17 protein-coding genes, 1 tRNA gene and 1 pseudogene are annotated in these 22,100 nt (G+C 54.2%); 9 read left to right on the plus strand and 10 right to left on the minus strand.

Annotated features, from left to right (window positions below; all coding sequences use genetic code 11):
- Window positions 1–81: 81 nt before the first annotated feature.
- The 4 genes from ggt to ACR0IU_RS06710 all read right to left on the minus strand — a co-directional run bounded on the left by ggt (window position 82) and on the right by ACR0IU_RS06710 (window position 6,683).
- The gene (gene ggt, locus ACR0IU_RS06695; RefSeq protein ID WP_480715697.1) at window positions 82–1,899 is read right to left on the minus strand and encodes a gamma-glutamyltransferase; all 1,818 of its coding nucleotides are present in this window, start codon (window positions 1,897–1,899) and stop codon (window positions 82–84) included.
- 287 nt (window positions 1,900–2,186) lie between these two features.
- Window positions 2,187–3,344: an aminotransferase gene (locus tag ACR0IU_RS06700; RefSeq protein WP_480715698.1), complete on the minus strand. Its 1,158-nt coding sequence runs from the start codon at window positions 3,342–3,344 to the stop codon at window positions 2,187–2,189.
- A gap of 230 nt (window positions 3,345–3,574) precedes the next feature.
- On the minus strand, window positions 3,575–3,913 hold the full coding sequence (locus ACR0IU_RS06705; RefSeq protein ID WP_480715862.1) for an aminotransferase class V-fold PLP-dependent enzyme: 339 nt from the start codon (window positions 3,911–3,913) through the stop codon (window positions 3,575–3,577).
- On the minus strand, window positions 3,891–6,683 hold the full coding sequence (locus ACR0IU_RS06710) for a bifunctional aconitate hydratase 2/2-methylisocitrate dehydratase (protein ID WP_480715699.1): 2,793 nt from the start codon (window positions 6,681–6,683) through the stop codon (window positions 3,891–3,893). The genes ACR0IU_RS06705 and ACR0IU_RS06710 overlap by 23 nt, the downstream gene beginning before the upstream one ends.
- A gap of 539 nt (window positions 6,684–7,222) precedes the next feature.
- Between ACR0IU_RS06710 and ACR0IU_RS06715 the strand changes: the two genes are divergently transcribed.
- Window positions 7,223–7,894: a DUF1045 domain-containing protein gene (locus ACR0IU_RS06715; protein ID WP_480457187.1), complete on the plus strand. Its 672-nt coding sequence runs from the start codon at window positions 7,223–7,225 to the stop codon at window positions 7,892–7,894.
- 49 nt (window positions 7,895–7,943) lie between these two features.
- Here ACR0IU_RS06715 and ACR0IU_RS06720 read toward each other — a convergent pair whose 3' ends face one another.
- From ACR0IU_RS06720 to ACR0IU_RS06730, 3 genes are all read right to left on the minus strand, one after another.
- Window positions 7,944–8,684 (minus strand): phosphate/phosphite/phosphonate ABC transporter substrate-binding protein, encoded by a 741-nt coding sequence (locus ACR0IU_RS06720; protein WP_480715700.1) that lies wholly within the window; start codon window positions 8,682–8,684, stop codon window positions 7,944–7,946.
- Between the two features lie 782 nt (window positions 8,685–9,466).
- Window positions 9,467–11,830 (minus strand): 1-deoxy-D-xylulose-5-phosphate synthase N-terminal domain-containing protein, encoded by a 2,364-nt coding sequence (locus ACR0IU_RS06725; RefSeq protein ID WP_480715701.1) that lies wholly within the window; start codon window positions 11,828–11,830, stop codon window positions 9,467–9,469.
- Window positions 11,831–11,844: 14 nt separating this feature from the next.
- Window positions 11,845–13,044, minus strand: coding sequence for a methionine gamma-lyase (locus ACR0IU_RS06730; RefSeq protein WP_480715702.1), 1,200 nt, complete (start codon window positions 13,042–13,044; stop codon window positions 11,845–11,847).
- A gap of 115 nt (window positions 13,045–13,159) precedes the next feature.
- Here ACR0IU_RS06730 and ACR0IU_RS06735 point away from each other — a divergent pair, with 115 nt between their 5' ends.
- The gene (locus ACR0IU_RS06735) at window positions 13,160–13,615 is read left to right on the plus strand and encodes an Lrp/AsnC family transcriptional regulator (protein WP_170423874.1); all 456 of its coding nucleotides are present in this window, start codon (window positions 13,160–13,162) and stop codon (window positions 13,613–13,615) included.
- Window positions 13,616–13,891: 276 nt separating this feature from the next.
- Here the strand turns inward: ACR0IU_RS06735 and ACR0IU_RS06740 are convergent, their stop codons facing one another.
- On the minus strand, window positions 13,892–14,182 hold the full coding sequence (locus ACR0IU_RS06740; RefSeq protein ID WP_480715703.1) for a hypothetical protein: 291 nt from the start codon (window positions 14,180–14,182) through the stop codon (window positions 13,892–13,894).
- A gap of 343 nt (window positions 14,183–14,525) precedes the next feature.
- On the opposite strand from ACR0IU_RS06740, the pseudogene ACR0IU_RS06745 reads away from it, so the two are divergent.
- Window positions 14,526–14,675 (plus strand): annotated as a pseudogene (locus ACR0IU_RS06745) (helix-turn-helix domain-containing protein); the annotation flags it as partial.
- A 17-nt stretch (window positions 14,676–14,692) separates the two neighbouring features.
- Window positions 14,693–15,712 (plus strand): tyrosine-type recombinase/integrase, encoded by a 1,020-nt coding sequence (locus ACR0IU_RS06750; RefSeq protein WP_480715704.1) that lies wholly within the window; start codon window positions 14,693–14,695, stop codon window positions 15,710–15,712.
- A 131-nt stretch (window positions 15,713–15,843) separates the two neighbouring features.
- Here the strand turns inward: ACR0IU_RS06750 and ACR0IU_RS06755 are convergent.
- Window positions 15,844–15,920 (minus strand) — tRNA-Pro (locus tag ACR0IU_RS06755).
- A 128-nt stretch (window positions 15,921–16,048) separates the two neighbouring features.
- Window positions 16,049–17,164: a THUMP domain-containing class I SAM-dependent RNA methyltransferase gene (locus tag ACR0IU_RS06760; RefSeq protein WP_480715705.1), complete on the minus strand. Its 1,116-nt coding sequence runs from the start codon at window positions 17,162–17,164 to the stop codon at window positions 16,049–16,051.
- Window positions 17,165–17,463: 299 nt separating this feature from the next.
- On the opposite strand from ACR0IU_RS06760, the gene ACR0IU_RS06765 reads away from it, so the two are divergent.
- Genes ACR0IU_RS06765 through nqrE form a run of 5 tightly spaced genes read left to right on the plus strand, consistent with a single transcriptional unit; the run spans window position 17,464 to window position 22,090 of the window.
- Complete coding sequence (locus ACR0IU_RS06765; RefSeq protein ID WP_480715863.1) at window positions 17,464–18,807, plus strand: Na(+)-translocating NADH-quinone reductase subunit A; 1,344 nt, start codon at window positions 17,464–17,466, stop codon at window positions 18,805–18,807.
- 5 nt (window positions 18,808–18,812) lie between these two features.
- Window positions 18,813–20,021, plus strand: coding sequence for an NADH:ubiquinone reductase (Na(+)-transporting) subunit B (locus ACR0IU_RS06770; protein WP_480715706.1), 1,209 nt, complete (start codon window positions 18,813–18,815; stop codon window positions 20,019–20,021).
- Window positions 20,014–20,829, plus strand: a complete 816-nt coding sequence (locus ACR0IU_RS06775) for a Na(+)-translocating NADH-quinone reductase subunit C (protein WP_480715707.1) — start codon at window positions 20,014–20,016, stop codon at window positions 20,827–20,829. Before ACR0IU_RS06770 ends, ACR0IU_RS06775 begins: the two co-directional genes overlap by 8 nt.
- Window positions 20,829–21,482, plus strand: a complete 654-nt coding sequence (locus tag ACR0IU_RS06780; protein WP_170763171.1) for an NADH:ubiquinone reductase (Na(+)-transporting) subunit D — start codon at window positions 20,829–20,831, stop codon at window positions 21,480–21,482. The genes ACR0IU_RS06775 and ACR0IU_RS06780 overlap by 1 nt, the downstream gene beginning before the upstream one ends.
- Window positions 21,482–22,090, plus strand: coding sequence for an NADH:ubiquinone reductase (Na(+)-transporting) subunit E (gene nqrE, locus ACR0IU_RS06785; RefSeq protein ID WP_010441340.1), 609 nt, complete (start codon window positions 21,482–21,484; stop codon window positions 22,088–22,090). Before ACR0IU_RS06780 ends, nqrE begins: the two co-directional genes overlap by 1 nt.
- Window positions 22,091–22,100: the final 10 nt, after the last annotated feature.

Raw genomic sequence — 22,100 nt, forward strand, 5'->3', positions numbered from 1 at the left:
TGTGTTATTGACAGTCGATAGTCCGATTTAATAAGGCGGCTGTTGATCAGCCGCCTTTCCATCTTTGCATTATCGATGCGATTACTCGCCCAATGCGATGCCTTCGCGACGCGGATCTGCGCCGCCCTCCAATCCTGTCGGGCTGATTTTGATCATATGTAATCCACTGGTCAGTGCGCGGTTGTTGGTTTCAAATCCCATTTCTTCCAGCGCCGGAGCCAGGGCTTCGGCATCCGTCCCTTCTTCGAGATCATATGTGCCAAACCGATTGATCAGATGAGGAGCGGCTGCGGCGCTTTGGACATCCATGTCCCAGTCCAATACGGAAATAATAGCCTGTGCCACATAACCGATGATCCGTGACCCGCCCGGAGATCCAACCGCTAGAACCGGCTCTCCGTCCTGCATTACAATCGTCGGTGCCATTGATGATCTTGGTCGTTTTCCCGGCGCAACTGCATTTGCAATCGGGACACCATCACTATGTGTGGCAAACGAGAAATCGGTCAATTCGTTGTTCAGCAGAAAGCCGCCCTTGGTCATCAAATGTGAACCAAAACCTGTTTCGATGGTCGTGGTCATCGACAACACATTTCCATAGCGATCTACGATTGAAATATGAGATGTGGAGGGCATCGACATATCGATATTGTCGGCCCAAAGCAGCGCGTGGTCGAACTCGGGTTGTCCAGGTGAGACGGTATCCAGCGCCGCTGGGCCTTCTAGTAACGATGCACGGTCTTTCAGGTAGGTTTCGTCCAGCAGGCCACCAACCGGAACTGGAACAAAATCGCTGTCTGCGATATACCGCCCACGATCAGCAAAAGCGAGCCGCGAGGAATCCCCGATCAGACGCCATGCCTCTGGGCTTTCGGAGCCCATTGCGGCAATATCATAAGGTTGCAAATGGCCAAGGATTTGCCCGACACTTAGGCCCCCCGATGATGGCGGTCCCATACCACAGACCTCAAAGCTCCGATATGTCGCGCAGACCGCAGGTCTTTCCACCACACGGTAGTTTGCCATATCCAGCATGCTAAGAACCCCTGGGTTGCGTACGGCTCCACGCACTGTTGCCACAATATCCTCGGCAATTTCACCCGTATAAAATGCATCGGCCCCTTCGACCGCAAAACTACGTAGAGTTTGCCCGTAGGCCTGGTTCTGCAGATGGTCGCCAACCTGTAGTGCTGCGCCATCGGGCATGAAATATGCGGCTGTTGACGGCACTTGACTGAGTCGCTCAGCATCCCACTCGATCATACCTGCAAGGCGGGGCGTAACTGTGAACCCGTTTTCGGCCAAGTCTATTGCATCCTCAAACAATGAGGGCCAGTTTGCGCTGCCCCAGCGGCGATGCGCGTCTTCCATAAGGGCAGGGGTGCCTGGCACGCCGACCGAGATGCCACCGATGGCCGCGTCATAGAACCCCCGTTTTTCGCCTTCGGCATCCTGAAACAGGCGTGGGTTCACTTCAATTGGAGCGGTTTCGCGGCCATCCAATGTGGTCAGTTCACCAGTTTCGGCATCAAACCAGACAAGAAATGCACCACCTCCCAGCCCCGAAGACTGAGGTTCTACCAATCCAAGTACAGATTGTACGGCGACCATGGCGTCCGCTGCAGTTCCGCCTTCTGACAAAACACGAGCGCCAGCCTCTACAGCCAACGGGTTCGCTGCCGATACCATCCAGTCTGAAGCGACAACGGGCTGCCCAGTATCGCGCTTAACCAAGGCGGCTTCAGCACGCTCTGACAGTTTATCCAGTGCACCGGCGGTGGCTGCTTCGGGTGCGACCGCATCTGTGGTCTGTTGGGCGAAGGCAGTACTGTTCAACAGCGCACTCAGAATTACAGCAGAAGCTGTTAGACCGCGCTTTTGTTTCGGTTTGGTATTCATTGTTGGGTTCCTCCAAGAACGCATTAAAGCAAACAGTTGGGCAAAAAGGTGCGAACCAAGTAAGAAATACGATCACCGTAATGATACTGATCCAAAAGACAACGCAACAATTTCAATATGGCGACTACATACGGGCCTGGGGCTATTCGAAAAACGTGCGGGGATTTGAACGAGGCCTTCTGCACGGTTCTTTAAAGAACCGTCTGGTTAACTTAAAAAAGAAAATGCAGACAGAAAACGTGGGTGGATCTGGATGGCATTCCAGAGTTTTTCTTGGGTTGACCCGTTCAATTGATGGTTTCTATGGCGAAGGGAACGCCTCTCTCTTCGAGCCGCTTCAGATAGCCGCTGACCTTTTCAAGACCGGTCTTGAGAATTTCAGGGTTGTTGGCGTAACCGATACGTAACCAACCCTCCATATGCAGAACTGAGCCAGGTGTGAACATCACCCCAGTTTCTTCCAGCAATGAGACACAGAATTCGCGAGACGACATATCGAAATCGTATTTAAGCAACGCGGTGGTGCCCGCCTGTGGCTTGACATAAGAAATCCTGGGTTCATTCGATACCCAATCATCAAGGATTTGTAGGTTTCCGCGGGTAATACTGTGGCTGCGCTCCAGAATGCGGGATTTGTTTTCCAGCGCGAGGGCGGCGAAATAATCGTCAAGCATTCCAACGCTGATCGTGTTGTAATCGCGATGGATGGAGACCGCCTCCCGCACTTCCGTTGCCGCTGCGATCCAACCCAGTCTCAATCCTGCCAGCGAAAAGGTCTTGGACATACCGGCCACGCTGATACCTCGTTCATAGAGGTCCGCAATCGCGGGGCAGAAACCGTCACCGGTTTGGCTGGTGCCACGATACACCTCGTCACACAGCACATAGGCCTGACTGCGCCGGGCAATCTCAATGAATTGCTCCAGGTAGCCTGCATCCATCAATGCGCCGGTCGGATTGTTGGGATTGTTGATTGCGATCAACTTCGTGTCTGGTCGGATCAAATTGGCGAATTCATCGAGATCGGGCAAAAAGCCGTTTTCCGGCCTCAGCTGAAGGATATCAACGGTGGCGCCATAACTCTCGGGGATTGAATAATGCTGCTGATAGGTCGGTCGGACCGAGATCACATGGTCGCCCGGTTCAACCAGCGTTTCATGGACCAGTGCATTGGCCCCAATCGCCCCGTGTGTGACGACAATATTTTGGCGCTCTTGCCGCTCGTAAAGCGTCGCAATCGCATCACGCAATCGGTCAGACCCTTCGATCGCGCCATAGGTCAGCTTCATTGGTCTGAGGTCATCTAGAACGTCGGAGTTCTTGCCAGACAATTCCAAAAGCTGCTCGATTGTCAGAGATGCAACACAGGTTTCGGCCAGATTGAACTCGCAATGGTTTTCGAATTCATTCATCCAGATCTCAACGCCAAAAGGCTTGATTTTCATCTCATCTCTCCCTGTTGCTCAGTCCTTGCGCCTGAGGAAGTTTCCAGATGCCACAAACCATGGCGATGCCCTCAAGGTCCAAGTCGACTGAACGGAAATATGCTGACCTGGTGTAGTCAAGTAACCGAGCCTTGCCGCAGGGCAGTGAACCCAGATCGCCACTGTTCTGATCCGACGACCAACCATGGTCAACCCCTGCGATCCATATCTCCGCCGCTGCCTCCAGTGGCTCAACCGATTTCCTCAAAATAGCGTACAGTCGCCGACAGGCCCACCAGCATGTCGTATTGAGGGGTGCCCATCGCATATCGGTTCGGGTTTGCATCCGACACGCACCGCCCCTTGTAGGGGAAAAGCGAAGTCAATAATGCCAGACGTCCCCAGACGATACCCAAATGCGGTCTGAAAAACTTGTACGAGGAGAAGGCCAGAAAATCACAGCCCAGTTCTTTAACGTCGACCAAGTGATGCGGCGCAAATTGCACCGCATCAACAAAGGTCAACGCCCCTGTATCTTCCACCGTCTTTCCGATGTTGATTGCCGATCTAGAAATGTACGGACAGACCAGCCAAGGGCTTCTGGATTGGAGGTGCGAACTTGGTCAGATCGATGCCTTCAACCGCTGTTTTGTATTCATCCAGCGTTGGTGTACGTCCCAGAATTGCCGATAGGACAACAACAGGAGTTGAGCCCAACAAGGATTCACCCTTTTTGGTTTCGGAATCCGCAACCACCCGGCCTTGGAACAGGCGTGTCGATGTGGCTAGAACCGTATCCCCTTTGGCTGCTTTTTCCTGATTGCCCATGCAAAGGTTGCAGCCCGGACGTTCAAGATAAAGGATGTTTTCGTATTCGGTACGGGCCTGAACCTTAGGCGCAGCATCGTCGAACTCGAATCCGCAGTACTTCTGCAGAATTTCCCAGTCGCCCTCTTCCTTCAATTCATCAACAATATTGTAGGTCGGAGCGGCCACTACCAGCGGAGCCTTAAATGTGACATCGCCCTGATCAGCCTCGAGATTGCGCAACATCTGAGCGACGATCTTGATATCACCCTTGTGCACCATGCATGACCCAACAAACCCAAGGTCCACTTTCTTTTCTGCGCGATAGAATGAAATCGGGCGGATGGTGTCGTGGGTATAACGCTTTGAGACATCCGCATTGTTGACGTCGGGGTCCGCGATCATTGGTTCAACGATTTCATCCAGATCGACAATGACTTCGGCAGCGTAATTGGCATTTTCATCGGGTGTCAACGCGGGTTTCTCGCCCGACCTGATCTGCTCGATGCGCTTGTCCGCGATCTCGATCAAGCTGTTGAGCATCCGGGCATCGTTCTCCATGCCCTTTTCGATCATGATCTTGATGCGCGATTTGGCAATCTCCAGTGACTCGATCAGGGTCTCGTCGTTGGATATGCAGATTGAAGCTTTGGCTTTCATTTCCGCAGTCCAGTCGGTGAAGGTAAAGGCCTGGTCCGCCAACAGCGTTCCAATATGCACTTCGATAATCCGACCCTGGAACACATTGTCACCGTGCTGTGCCAGCATCTGCGCCTGTGTTGCATGAACCACGTCGCGAAAGTCCATGTGATCAGCCATCTTGCCCTTAAAGGTCACTTTTACTGATTCAGGGATTGGCATGGTTGCTTCACCTGTCGCCAGAGCTAGTGCCACGGTGCCAGAGTCCGCGCCAAACGCGACACCTTTCGACATCCGGGTATGACTGTCACCACCAATGATGATTGCCCAATCGTCAACAGTAATGTCGTTGAGAACCTTGTGGATAACGTCCGTCATCGCATGATAGACGCCCTTTGGATCACGACCGGTTATCAAGCCGAATTTGTGCATGAAGGCCATCAATTTGGGCGTATTGGCCTGCGCTTTGGCGTCCCAGACCGATGCAGTGTGGCAGCCCGACTGATAGGCCCCGTCGACCGACGGGGATAGGACCGTGGCGGCCATGGCCTCAAGTTCTTGTGCCGTCATTGGTCCGGTTGTGTCCTGACTGCCAACGATGTTGACGCGCACCCGCACGTCAGACCCTGCGTGCAGCACCTTGTCGGACGCTACACCCAGTGCGTTTGCGTTAAAGATTTTTTCGACTGCGGTCAGACCTTGATCCACGGCGCTGATTTCCTTCGAAGGCGCAAAGACACGCGGTGCTTCGATCCCCAGAGTTTCAGCGGCGAAAGTCTGCAGTTTTTTGCCGAACACGATGGCATAAGACCCACCAGCCTTCATGAACTCCATCTTTTGCGGTGTGAATGATCCGGCCATATCGACCAGTTCATCGCTGCCATCTTCGCTAAATAGTTTCTTTTGCTTTGTGTTGATTGTCAGAACGGTTCCGGTCGCAACCGAGTATTTCTGTTCCAGCACCGGGTTGCCGTCATTGTTCAGGATCGTCTTGCCGTCTTCGTCCGTCTTTCTGACCCAGTTCTTAAGGTCCACACCGATCCCACCGGTCACGCCTACCGTGGTCAGGAAAATGGGAGAGATGCCATTCGTTCCCGCCACGACTGGTGCGACGTTGACAAATGGAACAAACGGGCTTGCCTGCTTGCCGGTCCAAAGGGCCACGTTGTTAACCCCAGACATGCGCGATGATCCGACGCCCATCGTGCCTTTTTCAGCGACCAGCATGACACGTGCATCCGGATGCTTAAGTTTCAGTGCCTCAATTTCTTTTTGAGCGTCTACCGATATCAAGCATTTGCCGTGCAGCTCGCGATCAGCGCGGGAATGTGCCTGATTTCCCGGGCTTAGGAGGTCGGTTGAGATATCGCCCTCAGCAGCCACGTAGGTAACGACTTTGATTTCTTCGTCGACCTCAGGAAGCTTGGTAAAGAACTCTGCCTTGGCGTAGCTGTCCAGAAGATCTGAAGCTATGGCATTGCCTGCCTCATAGGCCGACTTGATGCGATCTGTATCGGCCTCGTAAAGAAAGACCTGGGTCTTGAGCACCTCAGCCGCATCGCGTGCTGTCGCTTCGTCGGTGCCCAGTGCAAGATCAAGCAACACTTCGACCGACGGGCCGCCTTTCATGTGGCTCAATAGCTCATAGGCGAAAGCTGCCTTGATTTCCTCAACCTCGACAGTGCCCAGAATGATTTCTTTCAAAAAGCGCGCTTTTTCACCCGCGGCGCTCGTGGTGCCGGGCAGGGTGTTATAGACAAAGTGGTGCAGGCAGTCATCGCGGTGCGCACTGCCGGTGTCTCTGATATGGTCGATAACTTCGCGGGTCAGTGCACCGTCATCGATGGGCTTGGGGCTGAGACCCTGTTGCTTGCGGTCTTCGATCTCGGTCAAGTAGTCGTTGTAGAGGCTCATGTTATTTTTCCGCATCTCTGGCATGCTATGGGGCGATATTCGCGGCGGCATAATTGTCGCTGGATCAGTATAGTATACTTTCGTATACATTAGATTGACGGAGTTCAAGCGCCGGATTGCCGCATATTACATGAAAATCCTTTAGGCCATCTCGAATCCCGGTGCATTCCCTCTAATTTTCAAGATTGCAGGGAATGGTAAATGAGAAGGTGGGCGAAATTCTTAAAGCCCTAGAGACAACCCTTTTCTACCTGCGATTAGTCAAGGTTACCTGCCGTTAAACAGCGCTTTTGCGATCGCTCCAGATGTCGAGCAAAGGGGGTGAGGGCGCGGTTCATAGACCCAATGTGCAGTGCATAGAATACAGTGTTGAGGTCAGCGCGAAGGTGGTGTTCCCATTCTTGAGTATCCGCAACCACGCCCTGTTCGGTGGTCACAGCCCCGGTTAAAACCTGATCAGGCAAAGCCAACCGCACCTTGGCAAGCCACGAAATGCCTGACACATCGCTATCACAGAGGATGCAGGATAAGAGGAGTTCATGTCGTATACTCGTTTTGCGATCTACTATGTTCCCCCCCACGGCCCGTTGGCCCGTTTCGGGGCATCCTGGCTGGGTTGGGACATTATCAGCGCGTGTGAAGCGCCTTTGTTCGATTTTCCCGGTTTGGATGGAATCACGATGACGCCGCGCAAATATGGCTTTCACGGAACGTTGAAACCGCCATTTCGGTTGGCCGGTGACAGCACAGCCGAGGAATTGCACATGCGCGTGGCTGAGTTGGCGTCGGGACTTGCTCCAGCGATATGCGATGGTTTGGAACTGACCAGACTTGGCCGCTTTTTGGCGCTGATACCACGCGGTGAATCTAAGGCGTTGCAACAGGTCGCTGCAGCTTGCGTCCAAGACTTGGATGAATTCCGAGCGCCTTTGCCTGTGGCAGAACTTGAACGGCGGCGGCGACCGGGGATGAGCGCCCGTCAGAATGCCCTACTGATCCAATGGGGTTACCCGTATGTGATGGACGAATTCCGTTTCCACATGACCCTTACCGCACGGTTGCCCAAGCTAGATATACCGGTCTGGACAGAAATGATATTGAAGTCTCTACCTGAACTGCCGGTTCCGTTTGTTGTTGATCAGATCGCGTTGTGTGGTGAACGCAAAGATGGGCGGTTTGAGTTGATTCATCGCTACAAGCTCGCGGGTTGAATCAGATTGCCTTCCAATCTTTGATCCGAAGCTTCGATAAACGCTCAAATCAAGGTGGGTTGGGTATCTCGGTGTATTTGTCTTTTGGAATTCGGACGATACCACACAATCCGAGAAGGCCCCGATCGAGCGGATCAAGGAGTTCGATCGCAGATTTCACTGCACTAAATATGGAATCTGCGTCATTTCCATTCGCGGTAATAAGCGGCAATCCAGGTGTCGGCGCGGTCCAATCCAAAACCCGCAATTCCTGCGCGAACGCATCATGCTTCTCCATCAGTTTCCAGGACATAGCGTCTAGCGATGCGATGTCCGCACGTCCTGAGGCGACCGCTTGAGCTGATTTGACATGCTGTTCCGTGTGTAGACGATTTTGAAACCAAAAACCGTGCTTGCGTAGATGCCAGTACGGAGCAGCGTAACCTGACTGCGAGAATGTCTGATTAAACGCAAAGATTGACTCGCTGAATTCTACGATGTCCTGTCGGGCATCATCGGAACGCACGACAAGTGCACTACGATAATATCCTGGGGGGCAGCCATCGAGCCCGTAGTCCGGTGTGCCGACCAGCTCGACCAAGTCATGCAGCCAGATGCGATACGGCATGCCGCAAGTCTGGCTTAATACCAAATTCGGGTTTTTCCAGACAAAAAACTCTTCTGCGTTTTGAGAGAGATGTTCGGGGCCATCTATACCTAATTCATTTAGGTTCCGAAGTATCAGCTGCCAATAACGATCATGGGCCGCTGCCAGCTGCGGGCGCTGATACATCATCAGATTTGCAATCATTCTGTTCAGAGCCTTGGTTAGTGCACACTGTACCTTTGGTTAGCATGACTTTCTTGTTTTGGTAGTTCCGAATACAATCTGTTTTGACTAATAATTCTATAAGCGCCTTATTGGTCTAGCATCATGACTCTTTCATATCTGAGTCAGAAATTGACGGTTGCGGTTTTTGTGATTGCAGATGGAAGACTTTTGGATACCTACCGGGGCAGGTTGCCACCCGCCGCTAATATTTATGCCATACGAAAAAGATGGTTGAATTGATGCCTCGGCAATAGCAACTGGCTTTACACCTGCCAACGCGCGTTTTTGCAACACGGCGGTAATCAGTGGTCAACTCGATCTAGTCCAAGGAAGCGTGGAAAGATCTAGTTAAACGTTGGAGCAAGTACTTGCGGTCCGCATAATCGGCGATGCTCGTAAAGCGTTTTTCCGTCTTAGCGTTTTGGACGCCGCGGGCGGAGATAGCGGAAAAGTGATGGTCCGCGGGGCAAGAACCCTTGAATTTCACACTTGCAAAGAACTTGGTCGGAGTGAGAGGATTCGAACCTCCGACCCCTGCCTCCCGAAGGCGAGTTCCCGGGGTGAACGTAAACAAAATAAGGGCTTTGAATGCCAACCATTGCACTTCAGCGGCAGATAGCGCTGCGATAACGTTGCGGTTTCATTGCGATCAAACCCAGCCCCTGTCGTATCTTGGTAAGCTCTTGTTTCTCAGTAGGTCATCCAGCACCTTATGTTCAGGGCTAGTTTGGTCTCTGCATTATTGCCCAAGTCCAATCCACTTATACACGGTGAAGAGTTTTGCCATGGGTCAGGCCATTCACTTTCTCTAGGATAGCGTCTGCGTCAATGCAGTGGTGGCGATATAGATCGCCGATTGTTCCGGTCTGACCAAAATGCTCGACACCCATTGGGATAGTCTGATGTCCAAGCACTGCCCCGAGCCAGGATAGAGTTGCAGGATGACCATCGACAACGGTGACGAGCTTGCAGTGTGGCGGAAGGTCGGACATCAGGGTTTCGATGTGGGAGCGTGCCGCTTGGTTGCCGCGAGAACGCGCTCGTTGAGCGGCGGTCCATCCGGCATTCAGGCGATCTGCTGATGTCACGGCCAATACACCGATGTCGCGACGGCCTTGACCAATCATACCGGCGGCCTTGATTGCCTCCGGCGCGACTGTTCCTTGATAGGCGACTACAACTTCGCAATTGGGCCCCGGTTTTCGTAGCCAATAAGCGCCATCGATGGCACCTTGGCGGAACTCGTCGTCAACACGCTTTCCAGGCTGTTCAATCGGGTTGGTGGTCAGGCGCAGATAGACGGACCCCCCGGTTTCATCGCGAAGCCAGGTGCGCTCGTCCGGCTGCCCTTCGCCATCGCGCTGCATGTAGTCAAAGGCCCATTCCATAATAACTGCCAGCTCGTCAGCAAAGGCGGGTTCAAATGCGGCCAACCCGTCCTGGCTCATCCCGATGAGCGGTGTTCCAACGGACTGGTGTGCTCCACCTTCGGGTGCGAGTGTGACGCCGGAAGGTGTGCCAACCAGCATGAAGCGCGCGTCCTGATAGCAGGCGTAATTCAGCGCATCGAGGCCGCGGCTGACAAACGGATCATAGACGGTGCCAATTGGGATCAGACGCTTACCGAACAAGGAATGCGACAAACCCGCCGCTCCCAGAAGCAACATGAGGTTCATTTCGGCGATACCAAGCTCGATATGCTGTCCTTCCGGAGTGAATTCCCATTTCGCCGTCGAAGGGATCCGGTGTTCTATGAAGGCGTCGGCTTGCTCGGATCGGGCGAACAATTTGCGCCTATTCACCCAAGGACCAAGGCTTGTCGTGCCTGTCACGTCCGGAGAGGTTGTCACTATGCGTTCAGCCAATGGGCTGTCGCCTTTTGATAGATCGTCTAGGATCTTGCCAAACGCCATCTGGGTCGAGATTGCGCGACTGGTGTCGATTTCGATTGGCGGCACATCTAATTTGTCATCAAAATAGCGGCGCAGACCTTTGGCAAAGAACGGGGTGCTGGCCAGAAAATCTTTGAATGCGTCTGGATCTTGCACCGTCGCGAGCGGCTCCCATTCTTCGCCCTTCGGCACACCCATATGCGACTGCCATGCAACGAACTGGCTGTTGTTCATCAGCCCGCCGTGATTGTCCTTGTGGCCTGCAATAGGGGTGCCCCATCCTTTGACGGTGTAGGCCAGGAAGCATGTCGGGCGATCATGATCGATGGCGGCAAATGTCTGGGCCATGGTCTCGACGCAGTTGCCGCCGAGGTTCTCCATAAGGGCTGCAAGCTCTGCATCCGTCCGCCTTTCAATCAAGGCAGTCACATCCCCCAGATCGTCCATGAGACGCTGCCGCCAATTCGCACCACCCATGAAAGTCAGCGCCGAGTAGTCCTGGTTGGGGCAAGCGTCGATCCAATCACGCAGGCGGTTGCCGCCGGGCTCTTCAAAGGCCGCGCGTTGAAGAACCCCATATTTAACACGCACGACATCCCAACTGAATGCATCGAAGATTTTCTCGATCCGTTCAAACAGTCCTTCCCGGACGATACCGTCCAGCGACTGTCGGTTGTAATCGATGATCCACCACGTGTTTCGTAGATCGTTTTTCCAGCCTTCTTGTAATGCCTCATAGACGTTGCCTTCATCCAGTTCGGCATCGCCTACTAGGGCTACCATACGACCCATTGGCGCGTCTGAACCCCAGCTTTTGGCCTTGATGTAGTCTTGAATGATCGAGGCAAACGAGGTGATCGCGACACCTAAACCCACAGACCCGGTCGAGAAATCAACATCATCTATGTCCTTTGTCCGGCTGGGATAACTTTGCACACCCCCAAATCCGCGGAAATTCTCCATCTTCTCGCGGGTCTGATTACCCATGAGATACTGCATCGCGTGAAATACCGGCGACGCATGGGGTTTGACTGCGACCCGGTCCTCAGGGCGTAGGGCCGAGAAGTAGAGCGCGGTCATGATCGATACCATCGAAGCAGACGAAGCCTGATGGCCACCGACTTTGATCCCATCCACCTTTGGTCGGACATGGTTGGCATGGTGGATCATCCAATGAGACAACCACAACAGGCGCTGTTCGACGATCTTCAGTTGGGTGGGATCGATGTGCATGTTGGTCTCCGGGTTTAGGCGGCGCTGCGAGCAGGGTAGGGCAAAGCTTGTTCTAGGTCTGCAAGGATATCTTCGACATCCTCCAGCCCGACGGACAGACGGATCAGGCCATCGCTAATCCCATGCTCGGCCCGCTCTTCCGGGGTATACGTCGAATGCGTCATGGAGGCTGGGTGCTGGATCAGGGTTTCCGCGTCGCCCAAGGACACCGCTCGCTGGATCATGTTCAGGCGGTTCATGAATTCAATCCCGCCGGACAGGCCGGATTTGATTTCAAACGCTATCATAGCGCCGGGTTGGGACATCTGGCGCTGCGCGACATCATGCTGGGCGAAACTCTCAAGACCGGGAAAATAAACTTCGCCGACAGCGGGATGTGCTTCGAGGAAATCTGCGACGACCTTGGCGGACGCACAGTGACGATCCAAACGCAGGTTCAGTGTCTTCAGACCACGCAGGATCAGCATCGCGTTGAAAGGGGCCATTACCGCGCCGGTCATGTCCTTCATCCCAACAAGGCGGATCTCAGCTATCTGTTCGGCAGACCCGACAACCAGGCCGGCAACCACATCGCCATGCCCACCGAGGTATTTGGTGGCAGAGTGCAGAACGATATCTGCCCCGTGCTCGATCGGGCGGGTCAAATACGGGCTAGCGTAGGTATTATCGACGACGACCGTTGCACCAATCGAATGCGCAATTTCGGCACTGGCAGCGATGTCCACCAAGCGCATGTTCGGATTGGCCGGAGTTTCGAAATAGACAACGCGGGTTTTGTCAGAAACGGCCGCTTTCAGGTTCTCAGGGTCTGTCATGTCGACATGTGTGATCGTGACCCCCCATTTCGCCAAACCGTGGCGCATAAAGGCGAAGGTGCAGCCATAGAGCGTTTTGTCCACGATGACTTCGTCACCTGGCGACAGCAGGGTCCAAAGCACTGCCGTGATCGCCCCCATGCCGCTTGAGAGAGCCAGTCCAGCCTCGGCGCCTTCAAGCACGGCAATGCGTTGTTCCAGAAGGTCGCATGTAGGGTTTGAAATACGGCTGTAGATATGACCTTCACGCTCACCGGCGAACATCTCTCCACCAGCTTCTGCGGTTTCAAAGGTAAACGTGGACGTCAAATGTAGCGGTGGTGTCAGAGCGCCGTCGTTTTCCAGAGGGTTATAAGCGTGGTGAATGGCGCGGGTGGCAAATCCGGTTGAACGAGTCATTACAAGCTCCTGAATCATGTTGAAGCTAGTTTGCGCCTTAACTTTGAGCTAATGATTGCAAAGTATGCCAATAAGAAGATAAAAGTTGGCAGATTCTGCTAAGAATGAGGGCGAAATGGACGCGAAGGACAGGCAGATCATTCGAGCGCTGCAGCGGGACGGGCGCATGACGAATCAGGATCTTGCCGACGAGGTGAACTTGTCTCCCTCACCGTGTTTGCGTCGGGTCAAAAACCTAGAAGCCAACGGAGTGATAAAGGGATACAGCGCCGACGTTGACGCTGCCGCGTATGGGATGGCCATTACCGTCTTCGTGCGTATTAGGTTGGAGCGACACAACGAAACGGACGTTCAGAACTTCGAAAAACGCGTTCGGATGATCGATGAAGTTCTTGAATGCCACGTGCTAACCGGGGCAATGGACTACCAATTGCGGGTTTTGGTATCGGATCTGGAAGCCTACGAGGAATTTATTCGTCACCGAATTCATCCTATCGGTGGGATCGCCTCGATCGATACCAGCTTTGTCTATGGAACGGTAAAAAAGACCGCAATTTTTCCGCCCGGATAGATCGACCCAGTTAGAATGAGTTGTTGCCAATCGGCTAAACATTTTAGTTGATTCACTTTTTCCCTCCGCAATTTCCCATTCTCACCGTCGCTATAACAAAGACATGCAGCGCTTGCTGCATCACTTCTGAGAGGATAGCGATGACCAAGAAACCACACGAAAAAACAAGGTTGGCAAAATACGTCGAGCGCAGGGTGCTCGAATTGAAACCGACCAAGAGCCAGGCTGAGATTGCCGCCCTGGCCGGCTATGTGAACCAGAACATGATCACGATGATCAAGCAGGGTAGACCACCTCGGCCGGGTTGTTCTGGATCATCTGCATCATGTCGCCGTCGAGGATCTCCCGGTTCACCTGCTCGAAGCGAAGGAAGTCTTCCTGGGTGAACTGGGTGCCGTGTCGCTCGTTAAAGGAGTCGATGATCTCCGATAACGAGCGCTGCTCCTCCTCGGTGTAGCTGTTTGCACCGAACTCAGTGATCGGTTGTAGCTTGCTGATATCCTCGCCGGTCAACGAAGCGGATCCGGCGCCGGTCTGATCGACGCTGAACGCCTTGAGGTCCAGCATGTCTTCGGTGATGTCGATCTCGGCCAGGCGCTCGCGTGAACACGCGAAGCGGCTGCTTGGATTCTTTGCTGGTCCGCTGAGTTATCGAAATCGCCATCGAAAATGGCAGATGGTGGCTCCATTCATTTTTTCTTTTAATATATTTCAATGGATTACGATTTTTTTCCGATCTCCAACGCTTATCCGTGATCGTGCTTGCTATAGACTTATTGATTGCACCAAAAAGGAGCCTCCCGGCAATGCGCACGCAGATCAGGAATTCGACACCCAATCCCGAGACGCCGACCGCTGAACACCAACATGGCATCTGGGTGACGGATACAAACCTCCGGGCGGTCACGTCATGAGTAGCGACGAAGCACTTCTCACGGTCGAGGAATTCGCGGCCGCCTTGCATCGCACGATCACCCCCAGAACGGTCCGGACCCTGATCCACCAAGGCGAGGTCAACGCCGTTCGCCTCGGCAAGCGCTACTACATGACCCACGACGAATTGAAGAGGTTCACGACATGCCCCGTAAACGCAAACCGGCCCGGCTCTTCCAGCGCAAGGACGATGGCGCCTGGGTCATCCTCGACGGAGGGCAGCAGATCCGGACAGGCTTTGGTGATGGATTTCATGAGGCAGCGGAAGAAGTCCTGAGCAATTACATCGCCAGCAAGAAGCTGCAAGATGATCGCGTCCGCGACCCGAGCGAGATTACCGTCGGCGAGGTTTTGGTGTATTACGGCGAAGCCAAGGTAAAAGTGGTTCGCGACAAAGACCGCCTGCTCTACACGATTCAGGCACTGTCGCCTTACTGGAGCGACCTCAAGGTGTCCCAGATCGACATCGACAGGTGCCGGGGTTACACGGCCTGGAGACGGTGCGCCGCATGGACTGTCCGGCGCGAGATGAACACACTGAACGCCGCTGTCAAATACGCCCTGGCGTCGCGCAGGATCAGCCATGCACCGATCGTGACCCTGCCTGAGAAGGGAGTCGCCAATGACCGCTGGCTGACCGAGGAGGAGATCCAGCGCCTGCTGGAGGCCTCTGCTTCTCACGTCCAGCGGTTCATCAAGATCGCGCTATACACCGGACGTCGGAAGACCGCGATCACGCGGCTGAAGTGGATGCCCTCCCTTGATAGCGGCTGGGTCGATCTTGACAGCGGGGTGATCCATTTCCTTGGAAAGGCCGAGGCCGAGACCAAGAAGCGCAAGGGAATGGTCAAGATACCTGGCACGCTCCACGCGGAGATGAAGACCTGGGCCCAGGAGGGGAGCCACGTGGTGTCGTTTAAGGGAGCGCCGATAGATCGGATCGACAAGGCCTTTCGTGCGGCCGTCCAGCGGGCCGGTCTTAAGGACGTGACGCCGCACACCCTAAAGCACACAGCGGTTACTTGGGCGTTCATGCGCGGCATGACTCTGGAGGACGCCACGGCCTATTTTGCAACCTCGCGCGAAACCCTGGAAAACGTCTATCGGTCCTACAGCTCAGATGCGCTTAAGAACGCAGCGGGAATTATGGACTGGAAGATATGAAGGGCTAATTCGGTAGTTGGCGGATGCCGATAGTGAACGAACTGCGCACATCTATCGAACGAAACGTTGCGGATATCGTTGCGGCCATTCCTCTGAAAACAATAAAGGCGCCTTTGGGTGCCTTGTTTTGCTGGTCGGAGTGAGAGGATTCGAACCTCCGACCCCTGCCTCCCGAAGACAGTGCTCTACCAGGCTGAGCTACACTCCGACCGTGGCGGGTGATCTATACCTCGCGATTTGGATGTGCAAGAGGATTTCTGAGATTGGTATAGGGTAAACCACGGGGGCAGAATGGCGACCGTCGCAACAAGTCCAGGTGGGGATCTGGACCGCATCTCACTTCAATGGCTCAGTGCGAAACAGCCGAATTTTGGTTCCGCCATGATCGACGACCGGACCGGGCGGGAGCAAAGGCAGGCGCGTTGCGCGAGCAAGTCCAGGTGTCGTGGTGACGATGCCCACACGCCAGCCGTGAAAACGGTTGGCGAGTACCTTGCCAAGGCTGCCATATAGTGATCGCAAGCGCTTTTCGTCACCGATGCGGGCCCCGTAAGGGGGGTTCACGATGATCAGCCCCGTCGGCCCGGCGGGAGGTTTGATGTCACTGACCGAACGGTGCTGAAACTGGGTTATCTGATCCACATTGGCCTGCATCGCATTCGAACGCGACGCTTCAATTGCGCCTTCATTCCGATCGGACCCAAAGAATTTCAACTCGGTTTCGTGCGTTTGAGTCCGCTTGCGCAATTCGTGCCAAGCATCGTGGTCAAAGCTGGCAAAGTTCTCGAAAGCGAATCTACGTGATCTTCCCGGCATCAGACCAAGCGCTATCTCAGCTGCCTCAATTACAAACGTGCCCGAGCCGCACATCGGGTCCAAGACCGGCTCAGATCCGTCATAGCCACATTCGCGCAGGAACATAGCTGCCATGGTCTCCCGCATCGGAGCCTTAGCAATGGCGGGTTTATGGCCGCGTTTGTGTAATGGCTCACCGGAGCTGTCCAGCGACAGAGTGCAAATATCTTTTTCGATCCGAAGAAGCACGCGAACGGTGGCATCAGATGAGACCGGCGCGCCAAGTGTCTCAGAAATGGCGCGTTCAATACGTTGGCGGGCCGCCCTGTCATGATAGATGCGTGATTTACGGCAGGTTGCCTCGACTCTTACCGGAATATCGGATCTCAGGAACTCGGCCCAAGGGAACTTGCGTGCCCGCTTGTCCAACTGCGCCAAATGGACTGCGGGAAAACTGCCCAGTCGCACCAGAACTTTGTTGGCACCCCTTAGCTCAAGATTCGCACGCCAGACTTCACGCCAGCCCCCACGGCAAACAACACCACCTGCGAGCTTTTGCGGACCGCCAAATCCTCGCTCGATCGCTTCCGCATAAAGAGGCGCTTCGAGGCCGGGCGTGGCGATCAAAAAAATCTCGAGATCATCTTCGTCTTTCATTCAGGTTGCTTACACCGGATGAACATTAGGTGCGACATACAAATTGAGAGCAAAAATCCACTCAATGTTAAACTGAGTCATAAGAATGTGAATTTCAGGTTCGAAATTGAGCGGTAACAGGTTTGCGTTTGCGTGCATCCCCGCGTAAAGGAGCTTTGATCGGAATTACGCTTGCGGATTCTGGTCGGTTTGTGGTGCTTTTGCGACCGGACTGATCGGAAAAATCGTGATATTTGTTGCCATCATTGTAAGGTGGCAGGCAGCAGGCGCAGGACAGAGGCTTGGAAGAACGTAGCGACATGCAAACTTTCAAACTAAAAAAAGGGTTGGATTTGCCGATTGAAGGCGCGCCCGAGCAAAACATCCAACCGGGGCCTGAGTTTTCCAGTGTTGGCGTTCTGGGGGGGGATTATCTAGGTCTAAAACCCCGCATGTTGGTTAAGGAAGGTGATGACGTTCAGCGCGGTACACCGCTGTTTTGTCACAAGGACGCGCCAGAGGCGATGATGGTCGCACCGCTGAGCGGGAAAGTTGTTGCCGTTAACCGTGGTGCGCGGCGCGTTCTTCAAAGCGTCGTGATCGAAGTATCCGACGTCAATGATACCGGGGTTGATTTCTCGGGCGTTGGTGATGTGGTCTCAGGCGCTGGTGTCACCGCCAAGCTGTGTGCGGCCGGGCTGTGGACTTCTTTCCGCACGCGACCCTATTCGAAGATGCCCGAACCGGGGACGACACCAGCAGCGATTTTTGTCACCGCGATGGACAGCGATCCACTGGCTGCAGATGCTGCCGTGGTAATTGCCGATGCATCAGAGGCATTTACGGCAGGTTTGACCGCAATCTCACATCTGACTGAAGGAAAAACCTATCTTTGCTACAAAGATGGAGAAGCCATCCCAGGTGCTGATCTTCCCGAGGTTGAGGCAGCGGCTTTCTCGGGCCCGCATCCGTCCGGGCTCGCCGGGACACATATTCACTTTCTAGAGCCTTTGGCCGCTGACAAGCAGGTATGGACAATTGGCTATCAAGACGTGATTGCCATCGGACGCCTAATGCAATCCGGTCACCTTGATCCGAATGTTGTGATCGCACTGGCCGGACCGGGTGCGCGGCAACCACGTTTGATCCGTACGGTCATGGGCGCCTCAACTGACGATCTGATTCGTGATGAGGTCAATGTCGATGGAGCCGCTCGGATCATATCGGGTTCGATCCTGTCTGGACGCCATGCTGAAGGCCCGACGGCGTATCTTGGTCGTTTTGCACGTCAGATCACCATCATCCGCGAAGATCCCGACCAGATCACTATGGGTTGGATTCTCCCCATGCCGTCGAAATTTGCCGTTCAGCCGGTCCTGGGGTCTGCTTTTGCCAATAAACTCTATGCCTTGACCAGCAATTTGAATGGCGGACGACGCGCCATGGTTCCGACCGGCACGTTTGAAGAGCTGATGCCACAGGATTACCTGCCGACACAGCTATTGCGCGCTCTGTTGGTAATGGATACCGACACTGCTCAAGCTCTGGGCGCGTTGGAACTGGACGAAGAAGATCTGGGCCTTGTGGGCTTTGCCTGCCCGGCGAAATATGAATACGGGTTGGCGCTGCGCGACTGCCTTAGCAAGATTGAAAAGGAGGGCTGAGCCGAATGGGTTTGCGCAGCTTCTTTGATCGGATCGAGCCGAACTTTACCAAAGGCGGCAAGTACGAGAAGTATTTTCCTATCTACGAGATGGTAGAAAGCTTCATCTACACTCCGAAAACCGTAACTTCCGTTGCCCCTCACGCGCGGTCTTATGTGGATATGAAACGGATCATGACCTATGTCGTGATCGCCACGATCCCCTGCATTCTATGGGGGATGTGGAATACCGGTTATCAGGCGAACTCGGCAATTGCCGCGCTTGGACCTGATGCGGCCACAGGCTGGCGGATCGCCCTTTTGCAGATGTTCGGCATCTCGCTGGACCCGTCCAGTATCTTTGCCAATGTAGCGCACGGGATGCTTTACTTCCTGCCAATCTATATTGTGACGTTGGTTGCTGGCGGTATCTTCGAGGTGATCTTCGCGACAGTGCGGGGCCATGAGGTTAACGAGGGTTTTCTTGTTACTTCTATGCTTTACACGCTCATCATGCCGGCAACGACACCGCTGTGGCAGGTGGCTCTGGGCATCATATTCGGTGTTGTGATCGGCAAAGAGGTTTTTGGCGGGACCGGCAAGAACTTCCTCAACCCCGCGCTTGTGGGCCGTGCGTTCCTATACTTCGCGTACCCGGCTCAGATGTCTGGCGACTCGGTTTGGACACCGGTTGACGGGTTCTCGGGTGCGACGGCTTTGGCTGTTTCTGCAGCGGAAGGGGTTCAGGCTCTGGCTGCCGAGGGTATCACTTGGTCCAGCGCCTTCTACGGCACCATTCAGGGAAGTTTTGGTGAGACATCGACACTGGCCTGCATGATCGGCTTGGCGTTCCTTCTGCTGACCAAGATCGCAAACTACCGATTGATCTTAGGATGTCTGGCCGGAACCATCGGCTTTACCCTGCTGCTGAACGTGATTGGGTCGGACACCAATCCAATGTTCGCCATGCCTTGGTACTGGCACATCGTTCTGGGTGGGTATGCCTTCGGGCTGGCCTTTATGGTCACCGAGCCCGTCTCTGCCAGCCACACCAATGTTGGGCGTTACATCTACGGGGCGCTGATCGGTGTCATGGTTGTGTTGATCCGTGTCGTGAACCCGGCTTTCCCCGAAGGCATGATGCTGGCAATCCTGTTCGGAAACGTCTTTGCACCGCTGATCGACTATTTCGTCGTCCAGGCAAATATCAAACGGAGGGCGCGTCGCCATGTCTGATCCGCAATCCCAAGAACCAAAAGGCGCGATTGCCAAGTTTCTTGCGGCCTCGCCGGATTCTGTTGGCAAGACGATTTTCGTCGCTGTGGCTGTATGCCTAGTTGCGTCGATGGTCGTATCAGCCGCTGCGGTCAGCTTGCGCCCTGTGCAGGAAGCGAACAAGCTGAAGGACAAGCAGGTCAATGTTTTGCAAGTCGCGGGTGTTTATGAACCCGGTATAAATGTAACCGAAGCCTTCGCCGCGTTTGAACCGCATGTACTGGATCTTGCCGCAGGTGACTTCGTGGACGACCAGTTCGATCCTGCCACGTTTGATGATATCGCTGCTGCCAGTGATCCGGAACTAAGCGTTGCTTTGGACGATGACCCGGCCGGGATCGGTCGCAAGCCCAAGTATCGCGTCATCTACCTGCTGCGCGATGATGCCGGTGATCTGGATAAGGTGATCCTTCCGCTGCATGGCTATGGCCTCTGGTCGACGCTCTATGGCTTTATTGCTTTGGAGAATAACGGCAACGATATCTACGGCCTTCAGTTCTATCAGCATGGTGAAACCCCGGGTCTAGGTGCCGAGGTGGATAACCCACGCTGGAAAGCGCTGTGGAACGGTAAAAAACTGCGGGACGATGCGGGTGATCTGCAGATCACAGTCGCCAAATCTCAGCCCGCAGCTGGTGCCGATTTTTATGTCGATGCGTTGGCTGGTGCCACGCTGACCTCTGTCGGTGTTGATAACCTGGTAAAATTCTGGATGGGCGATGCGGGCTACGGCCCGTTCCTGGCCAAACTGCAAGCAGGAGATCTATGATGTCCCAGACCAAGAAAGAGCTGTTGGTCGATCCGCTCGTCGACAACAACCCGATCACACTGCAGGTGTTGGGCATCTGCTCCGCACTTGCGGTGACCTCATCGCTACAGGTTGCTTTCGTTATGGCGCTGGCAGTGACCTTCGTGACCGGGTTCGCGTCAATGTTCATCTCCATGTTGCGCAACCAAATTCCGGGGTCGATCCGGATCATCGTGCAAATGGTGATCATCGCTTCGCTGGTGATCCTGGTGGATCAGATCCTTAAGGCCTATGCCTTCCAGATATCGAAAACCCTGTCAGTTTTTGTTGGCCTGATCATCACAAACTGTATCGTTATGGGGCGGGCCGAAGCGTTTGCCATGAAGAACCCTCCGATGGCTTCGTTCATCGACGGTGTAGGTAACGGCCTCGGCTATGGTCTGATCCTGATGTTGGTTGGTTTCATCCGCGAACTGTTTGGCTCGGGCAGCTTGTTCGGCGTGACGATCCTGCAAACTGTGAATAATGGCGGCTGGTATGTACCAAATGGTCTGTTGTTGCTGCCGCCTTCTGCCTTCTTCGTGATCGGCCTGCTGATCTGGGCTTTCCGCACCTGGAAGCCGAACCAGGTCGAAGAACGTGAATATAAAATCCAGCAGGTAGAGGCGCACTGATGGAAGGGCTTATTTCTCTGGCCGTAAAGGCCATCTTTGTCGAAAACCTCGCGCTCAGCTTCTTTTTGGGGATGTGTACCTTCATCGCCGTATCCAAGAAGATTTCGACTGCACTGGGTTTGGGTATCTCGGTCATGGTCGTGCAAGCGATCACTGTGCCGACCAATAACCTGTTGCTCAGTTATCTGCTGAAACCGGGTGCGCTGGCCTGGGCGGGTTTCCCGGATGTGGACCTGACTTTCCTTGGTCTGATCTCGTATATCGGTGTGATTGCCGCGATGGTGCAAATCCTTGAGATGGTTCTCGATAAGTACTTCCCGCCACTCTACAACGCGCTGGGTATCTTCTTGCCCCTGATTACGGTGAACTGTGCTATCCTAGGCGGTTCGCTGTTCATGGTTGAACGCGACTATAACTTTGCTGAGGCCGCGACTTATGGCCTGTCTTCGGGCTTTGGCTGGGCGCTGGCAATTACCGCAATGGCAGGTGTTCGGGAAAAGCTGAAATATTCGGACATTCCAGATGGCCTGCAGGGGCTGGGTATCACCTTCATCACCGCAGGTCTGATGGCAATGGCCTTCATGTCCTTCTCGGGCGTGAAACTGTAAGGAGGGCGCA

It is taken from the genome of Ruegeria sp. CL5 (assembly GCF_056536485.1).